Consider the following 7,389-nt stretch of genomic DNA (forward strand, 5'->3'; position numbering starts at 1 on the left):
GGGCCACGTCCTCACGGGTGGCGCCGCCCCCGCCGAAGCCGGTGGAGGTCTTGATATAGTCCGCGCCGGAGGCAGTGACGATCTCGCACAGCTTGATCTTCTCCTCGTCGGTGAGGAAGCAGCACTCGATGATGACCTTCAGCAGCTTGCCGTGGCAGGCCTCCTTTATGGCCTTGATTTCCGAGAGCAAGTCCTCCCACTTCCGGTCCTTCACCCAGCCGAGGTTGATGACCATATCCACTTCCTCCGCGCCGTTATTCACGGCGTCGGTGGCCATGAAGCACTTGGCCGCAGTGGTGTCGTAGCCGTTGGGGAAGCCGATGACGGTGCAGATAGGCAGCTTGCCCGCCACATACTCCGCCGCCTGCTTCACATAGCTGGCGGGGATGCACACGCTGGCGCAGCCGTACTTCATGCCGTCGTCGCAGATGGCCTTGATCTCGTCCCAGGTGGCCGTCTGGGCCAGAAGCGTGTGATCGCACTTGCTCAAAATGTCTTTCAGTTCCATTTTAAGTCACTCCTTATCATAAAAGTTAAGCTTATTTCCTCGATATGTTTATCATACCAGTTTTTTTGATCGCTGTCTACTGTCCATCTCCCCCCTCTTTTGCCCAACGCTCCGGTGTCTTGCAATCCACCTCATTCGGTGCTACAATGAATGCCACCAAATTCAAAAGGAGCCTTTCCCATGAAAAAACGACTGCTTTCCGCGCTGTGCGCGGTGATGCTTCTCATCTGCACCGTCCCCATGGCCAGCGCCCAGACCGGGGATGCTGCCCGCCGGGCCGATGCCCTGACGGTGCTGCATCTGCTCTCCGAAGATCCCAGTCGGGATCTGACGAAGCCCGCCACCCGGGCTCAGGCCGCCGTGCTGCTGGTTCGTCTGGCCGGCGGCGAGAAAAAGCCGGACACTGACGGCTGGTTTGCCGGTTTCCGGGATGTGCCGGACTGGGCCCGCACCGCTGCGAACTACGCCAACCGCCGGGGCTGGATCTCCGGCGTCAGCAACGTACAGTTTGATCCCAACGGTCACCTGAACGCCGACGCCTGGTGTGCTATGCTGCTGCGGATGCTGGGCTACAGCGACAAGACCGGGGACTTTGAGATCTCCGACGCCGCAGCCTTCGCCTGGCGGATCGGACTCACCGGCCGCCAGCTAATTGGCATCCTCTCCATGGGCGATCTGGCGGAAGCCATTTATGACGCGCTGGATTTCTGTTATAAGGGAACGGAAACAACGGTGCTCTCCCGCCTGATGGACCTCGGTGTCTGCACTGCCTCCGCCGCCAACGCTCTGGGCCTGCTGAACAAGGACTATACCGCCCGCCAGCTGGCGGACCGCTACCTCTCCGCCGCCTTCCAGCTCAGCCTGTATGAGACAGAGGAGCAGGTCCACGATGAGGTCTCCTCCGCCGACGCCAGCGGCTTCTTCATCAGCGCCGACGGTCTGGCCGTCACCAACTATCACTCCATCGAAGATTCCATCAAGGCCACCGCCACCCTCCTCAACGGAGAAACCTACGAGGTAGAGCGGGTCCTCTACTACGATACCGGTATCGACATCGCCGTAATCAAGGTCTCCCGGACCAATCAGTCCCGCCGCACCACCTCCGCTTTCAACTATCTGGATCTGGTGGGCACGGCGGACATCCGCCCCGGCGATCCGGTGTACGCCATCGGCAACCCTCTGGGTCTGGGGCTGGCCATCAGCTCCGGCATCATCGGCTCCACCGCTCATGAGCTGGACCGTTATGCCCTGCCCTGCATTGTCAACTCCGCCGACATTTCCCGGGGCAGCAGCGGCGGCGCGCTGATGAACGCCCACGGTCAGGTCATCGGCGTCACCTCCGGCGCTTATACCTATGGCAACAATATGTATCTGGCTGTCCCTGTGGACCCGGTGATGGCCGCCGACCTGACGGTTTCCGGCTGGACCTTGAAGGAGGTCAAGGCCATCGAAGCCGCCAAGGACAAGGACTGAGCTTTCCCGCTTGTAAAGGAGTGATCCCATGAAACGCATCCTGGCCCTGTTGACGGCCGTTTTCCTGCTGCTGTGTCTGGCAGCCTGCGGCCAACCAGCAGATCACGCCCCGGAGCAGCCGCCCCAGCAGGCAGAGCCATCCGAGCCTCCCGCCCAGACCGAACCCCCCGCCTTAGAAGGCGAGGCCCTCTCCGTCCTTCCCGCAGAGGATGCCGGTCTGACAGAGGGCAGCTATGACGCTTACCGGGAGACGGACCCCATGGCCGAGATCGTTCTCCTGCCCACCCGTTCCGTCACGGACTTCCACTATTTCATCGTAGGTTTCCGGGAGGGCGGCGACCAGCTCACGCTCACCCGCGATGATGACCTCTACACGGCGGATGCCCTTTCCCCGGACCGTCCCCTCCTGCTGGCCATTCCCTTTGTGGAAACGCTCCCTAACCGGGGCGTCTCCTATGTGGACGCGGACGGTGCCCTCCGCCAGTACGCCATTGTGGAAAGCGGAAAGGACGGCACCATCTTCCTGATGGAAGAAGCCTTTGACTCCGCAGCCTAAACAGACAAGAACCGTATAAAAGGTCCCCGGAGCGCTGCTCCGGGGACCTTTTTATAGATGATCTTTTCGTTCCTTTTTCGGCTCCGGGCAGAGGAAATACCGGGTCATAATGATACCCAAAATGACAAGGATCACCTGGAAAACATCCACAGGCCAAATAGCTCCGTTGCCGCCTCCCCCGCCGCCGGAGCCGCCCTCCGAATTCCGGTACAGCTTTATCAGCTCCCCTGTATCCAACTGGCTGCCTTCCGCATCATAGTAAGCCACGGACATGCTACCGAAAAAGCCAGCCTTGACCTGCTCCTCCGTCACCGGGATCACCTGAAGGATACTCTTGGCCGCCGTTCCCTCATACACCGGCGCCAGTGTGCTGATGTCCGGCAGGATCTCCTCCTCGCCGTCATAAGCAGGCGGACGGTACCCGGGAAATACCCGGAAGCTGGCAGCCTCCTTCGGCCAGTTTGCGGTGTAGATCTCCAGGTACCGCTGTCTGCCTATCTGGATCAGGCTCGTATTCACAATGGGACAGGTGTCATATTCTCTGCTCCGAAAGCGGTATCCGCCAAACAAGCCCCGCTGGAATTGATAAATACCCTGCCGTTCAAACGTTCCATTCTGTTCCAGCCGGTACAGAACAAACATCCGATCCTTTACCGTCGCAGTTTCCAGAACATCCACCTCTCCGTGATACGGAAATCCAGAAATGGATACCAGATCCTCCCGGATGATCTCCTTCATCTCCGCCGTGTCGGTCAGGTCATAGCAGTATTCCAGCCGATACAGCCCTACCAGGCACAGCAGCGTTGCCGCCACGGACAATATGGCCCCCAGCCGCTGCTGCCAGCGGAGCCGCTTCAAAAAATTCAGCTTCGGCGGCGGCGCTTTTTCCGCTTTCAGGTCCGCCGCCATGGCGTCTCGGGCTGCCCGGCAGTCCGGACAGGATTCCAGATGCTCGCAAATATCAGCTTCCGTCTCCGGCCCCGTCAGGTGCTCCAGATAGGACGGCAGCAGGTCTCTCACAATATGGCACGGCAGCATTACACACCGCCTCCTTCCAACAATTTCTGCTTTGCCCGGTAAAAGGTCACTCTCGCCCAGGTCTCGCTCTCCCCTAAGATCGCCCCGATCTCCGAAAAGGGCAGCTCCCCGGAAAGCCGGAGATACACCACCTCCCGGGTCTTTTCCGGCAGGGCGTGGATACGGCGGAACAGCTCCTGCCGGCTCAGATTCCCCATTGCCGCATCCTCGGCGCTGCCCTCCCCCGGCAGGTCCGTCATTTCCTCGATGGGAACGTGATTCTCCCTGGCCCGGCGGGAAAGCTCCTTTTTCATCAGGTTTCCGGCGATCCCGCAGAGATAGGTGGACAGCGCCGCCTCTCCCCGGTAATTCCCCGGATGCCGGATGGCCTCGTAGAAGGTCTGCTGGGTCACCTCCTCCGCCAGATCCGCATTCCGGGTGAGGGAGAACACATAGCGGTACACAAGCTCCGCGTTTTCCCGGTACGCCCGGTCAAAATCCGTCATGCTCTCCCCCCCTTTCTGTTGATTTGTGCCGGAACCAGACCGGTTCGTTACAGTCATTCTAAAAAATATTTTCTCAAAAAGCAACTCCCGCTCGTCTCCTTGCGTACACCGCCGACATCCGCTTCACCGCTTCCTCAACAAAAACACCCCCGGTGCGCGGATGCACACCGGGGGTGTTTCGTATACTTTTGAATCGGATAAGACGCTTAGACCTCGCCGAAGTCAGCGCACTTTGCGATCACGCTGGCGCAACGGGGGCACAGGCCGTTCTCGTCCGCTGCGGTGCTGTGCTTCCAGCAGCGGGGGCACTTGGTGCCGGCAGCCTCGCTGACGGAAACCGCCAGCTCGCCGCCCACAGTGACCTCCACCTGGGAGACGATCAGCAGATCCGCCAGAGCAGCGCCGTCCATCTCCGCCAGGAAGGCGTCCTCGGCGGGGACCGTCAGGGCCACATCGGCCTCCAGGCTCTTGCCGATCTTCTTCTCGGCACGGGCGGTCTCCAGCGCGCCGTTGACGGCGTCGCGGACCTCGATGATCTTTTCCCACTTGGCCATCTCGTCAGCGGAGAGAGCGTAGTCGGCAAACACACCGTTCATATCGTTGAACAGCACGTTCCGGTCGTCGTCACCCGCCTTGTGGGGCATGGCCAGCCAGATCTCGTCGCCGGTGAAGCACAGAATGGGGGCCATGATCTTGGTGATGGTATCCAGGATCAGATACAGAGCTGTCTGGGCGCTGCGGCGGGCCAGACCGTCGGTCTCATCGCAGTACAGCCGGTCCTTGATAATGTCCAGATAGAAGTTGGACAGCTCCACCACGCAGAAATCGTTGACGGCGTGGGTCACCACCAGGAACTCGTAGTCGTTGTACGCCTGAGCGCACTTTTCGATCAGGGCATTCAGACGGGTGACGGCCCAGCGATCCAGCTCCAGCATGTCGGCGGGAGCCACCAGATTGTTGGGATCAAAGCCGTCCAGGTTGCCCAGGCAGTACCGGGCGGTGTTGCGGAACTTCAGGTAGTTCTGAGAGAGCTGCTTGAAGATTGCGTCGGAGCAGCGCACGTCGGCGTGGTAATCGGCAGAAGCCGCCCACAGACGCAGGATGTCCGCGCCGTACTTGTTGAAGATGTCAGCGGGGTCCACGCCGTTGCCCAGAGACTTGTGCATGGCCTTGCCCTCGCCGTCCACGGTCCAGCCGTGGGTGACACACTCCTTGAAGGGCGCACCGTTGCCGAAGGCGCCCACGGCGGTCAGCAGAGAGGACTGGAACCAGCCGCGGTACTGATCGAGGCCCTCCAGATACATATCGGCAGGCCAGAAGTTCTGATCCCGCTTCATGGAGGCATAGTGGGTGGAGCCGGAGTCGAACCAGCCGTCCAGCGTGTCGGTCTCCTTCTCGAAGCCGCTCTTGCCGCCGCAGTGGGGGCAGGTCATACCGGCGGGCAGGAAATCGGCGGGGTCCTTGTCGAACCAGGCGTTGGAGCCTTCCTTGCCGAACATCTCGGAAATGGCGGCGATGGTCTCGTCGGTCACCACAGGCTTGCCGCAGTCCTTGCAGTACACCACAGGGATGGGCAGACCCCAACGGCGCTGGCGGGAAATGCACCAGTCGGCGCGCTCCCGGATCATGCTCTTCATGCGGTCGATACCCCAGCCGGGGACCCAGCGGACCTCGTCGCAGGCGGCGCAGGCCTCGTCCTTGAAGGCGTCCACGGAGCAGAACCACTGGGGGGTGGCCCGGAAGATGATGGGGTGCTTGCAGCGCCAGCAGTGGGGATAGCTGTGGACGATCTCCTCGCTGGCAAAGAGAGCGCCGCTCTCCTTCATATCCGCCAGAATGACGGGGTTAGACTCCTCGGTCTTCATCCCGGCGTACTTGCCGGCATAGTCGGTGTGGCGGCCCTGATCGTCCACCGGCACCACCATATCCATGCCATAGCGCAGACAGGTCTGATAGTCGTCGGCACCGAAGCCGGGGGCGGTGTGGACGCAGCCGGTACCGGAGTCCATGGTGACGTAATCCGCCAGCACCAGACGGCTGGTCTTAGGCAGGAAGGGGTGGCTGGCCAGCATATTCTCGAAGAAGGCGCCGGGGTGGGTCTCCACGATCTCATAGTGCTCCACGCCGCCGATCTTCATGACCTTTTCCACCAGCGGCCGGGCCATGATATACATCTCACCGCCGTCGGCACGGACCACGGCGTACTCCTCCTGCGGGTGCAGGGCGATGGCCAGGTTGCCGGGCAGGGTCCAGATGGTCGTGGTCCAGATGACGAAGTTCAGCTTGCTCTTATCCAGATGGGAGAGCTTGCCCAGATCGTCGTACATGGGGAACTTCACATACACCGTGGTGCAGGGGTCGTCCTGATACTCGATCTCCGCCTCGGCCAGCGCCGTCTCGTCGTGGGGGCACCAGTACACGGGCTTGAGGCCCTTGTAGATGTAGCCCTTCTCATACATCTTGCCGAACACACGGACCTCCTGCGCCTCGAAGGCGGGGTCCATGGTCTTATAGGGGTGGTCCCAATCACCCACCACGCCCATGCGCTTGAAGCCCTGCCGCTGGACATCGATATAGTGGTCGGCAAACTCATGGCAGGCAGAGCGGAACTCCGCCACGCCCATGGCCTTGCGGTTGAGCTTGTTCTGCTTGATGATGGCGCTCTCGATGGGCATACCGTGGTTGTCCCAGCCGGGGATATAGGGGGTGTAGTAGCCCCGCATGGCGTAGCTGCGGGTAATGAAGTCCTTGATGGACTTGTTCAGGGCGTGACCCATGTGCAGGGCGCCGTTGGAGAAGGGAGGGCCGTCGTGCAGGGCGAAGCGGGGCTTGCCCTCGTTCTTCTTCAGCAGCTCATGATACAGGTCCAGCTCCTCCCAGTGCTTGAGCATCTCCGGCTCCCGCTTGGGCAGACCCGCCCGCATGGGAAAGCCGCTCTTGGTCATGTTCAGCGTCTTTTTGTACTCCATGTGTTACCTCCGTGTATGAAAATATATTTGAAAACAAAAAAATGGCCCTTGTCTCCGTAAGAGACAAAGGCCACTAAGAAACCTCTGCGGTACCACTCTTGTTGCCGCACCGGGTGCGGCCGCTCTGCCCCACGAGCCGTGGGGGAAAGGGAAGATAACGGCCCTCTGCCGTCCGGGCTTACTGCCGGTTCAGCCGGATGCTCCGGGGTGATCTTCACCGCTGTCCTCCGTGTCCGCCTTGCACCATACGGCGGCTCTCTTGGCATCGGAGGGACGGGCTACTGTCCCCATCCTCGCAGATATGCATATCCTCCCTTTACTATACCCACTTTTGCGGGGTTTGTCAACGGGAAAAGTTTA

The 7,389-nt window shown here is 60.7% G+C and carries 6 protein-coding genes and 1 other annotated feature; of the genes, 2 read left to right on the forward strand and 4 right to left on the reverse strand.

The window, feature by feature from the left end:
* Positions 1-508, reverse strand: a 508-nt coding sequence (gene deoC / locus QVE23_RS09770; protein WP_287968090.1) for a deoxyribose-phosphate aldolase, incomplete at its 3' end; no start/stop codon positions are given.
* Positions 509-688: 180 nt separating this feature from the next.
* Between deoC and QVE23_RS09775 the strand changes: the two genes are divergently transcribed.
* Together QVE23_RS09775 and QVE23_RS09780 are read left to right on the forward strand one after the other, a co-directional pair.
* Positions 689-1,981, forward strand: coding sequence for a S1C family serine protease (locus tag QVE23_RS09775; protein ID WP_287968092.1), 1,293 nt, complete (start codon positions 689-691; stop codon positions 1,979-1,981).
* Positions 1,982-2,009: 28 nt separating this feature from the next.
* A complete protein-coding gene (locus QVE23_RS09780; RefSeq protein ID WP_287968094.1) occupies positions 2,010-2,537 on the forward strand; it encodes an LptM family lipoprotein in 528 nt (175 codons plus the stop codon).
* Between the two features lie 51 nt (positions 2,538-2,588).
* Here QVE23_RS09780 and QVE23_RS09785 read toward each other — a convergent pair whose 3' ends face one another.
* From QVE23_RS09785 to ileS, 3 genes are all read right to left on the reverse strand, one after another.
* On the reverse strand, positions 2,589-3,575 hold the full coding sequence (locus QVE23_RS09785) for a zf-HC2 domain-containing protein (protein ID WP_215688509.1): 987 nt from the start codon (positions 3,573-3,575) through the stop codon (positions 2,589-2,591).
* Entirely contained in the window at positions 3,575-4,060 is a 486-nt protein-coding gene (locus QVE23_RS09790) for an RNA polymerase sigma factor (protein WP_187014225.1), read from the reverse strand. The genes QVE23_RS09785 and QVE23_RS09790 overlap by 1 nt, the downstream gene beginning before the upstream one ends.
* A 206-nt stretch (positions 4,061-4,266) precedes the next feature.
* A complete protein-coding gene (gene ileS, locus QVE23_RS09795) occupies positions 4,267-7,029 on the reverse strand; it encodes an isoleucine--tRNA ligase (RefSeq protein WP_287968099.1) in 2,763 nt (920 codons plus the stop codon).
* A 56-nt stretch (positions 7,030-7,085) separates the two neighbouring features.
* Positions 7,086-7,332, reverse strand: a binding site (T-box leader).
* Positions 7,333-7,389: the final 57 nt, after the last annotated feature.

Source organism: Oscillibacter sp. KLE 1728, from assembly GCF_934833455.1.
Taxonomy (GTDB): domain Bacteria; phylum Bacillota; class Clostridia; order Oscillospirales; family Oscillospiraceae; genus Oscillibacter; species Oscillibacter welbionis.

Bases quoted from the DNA above. Each gene is read 5' to 3' on its own strand.
- QVE23_RS09790 (WP_187014225.1), bottom strand. From the start codon at position 4,060: ATGACGGATTTTGACCGGGCGTACCGGGAAAACGCGGAGCTTGTGTAC.
- QVE23_RS09780 (WP_287968094.1), top strand. From the start codon at position 2,010: ATGAAACGCATCCTGGCCCTGTTGACGGCCGTTTTCCTGCTGCTGTGT.
- ileS (WP_287968099.1), bottom strand. From the start codon at position 7,029: ATGGAGTACAAAAAGACGCTGAACATGACCAAGAGCGGCTTTCCCATG.
- QVE23_RS09775 (WP_287968092.1), top strand. From the start codon at position 689: ATGAAAAAACGACTGCTTTCCGCGCTGTGCGCGGTGATGCTTCTCATC.
- QVE23_RS09785 (WP_215688509.1), bottom strand. From the start codon at position 3,575: ATGCTGCCGTGCCATATTGTGAGAGACCTGCTGCCGTCCTATCTGGAG.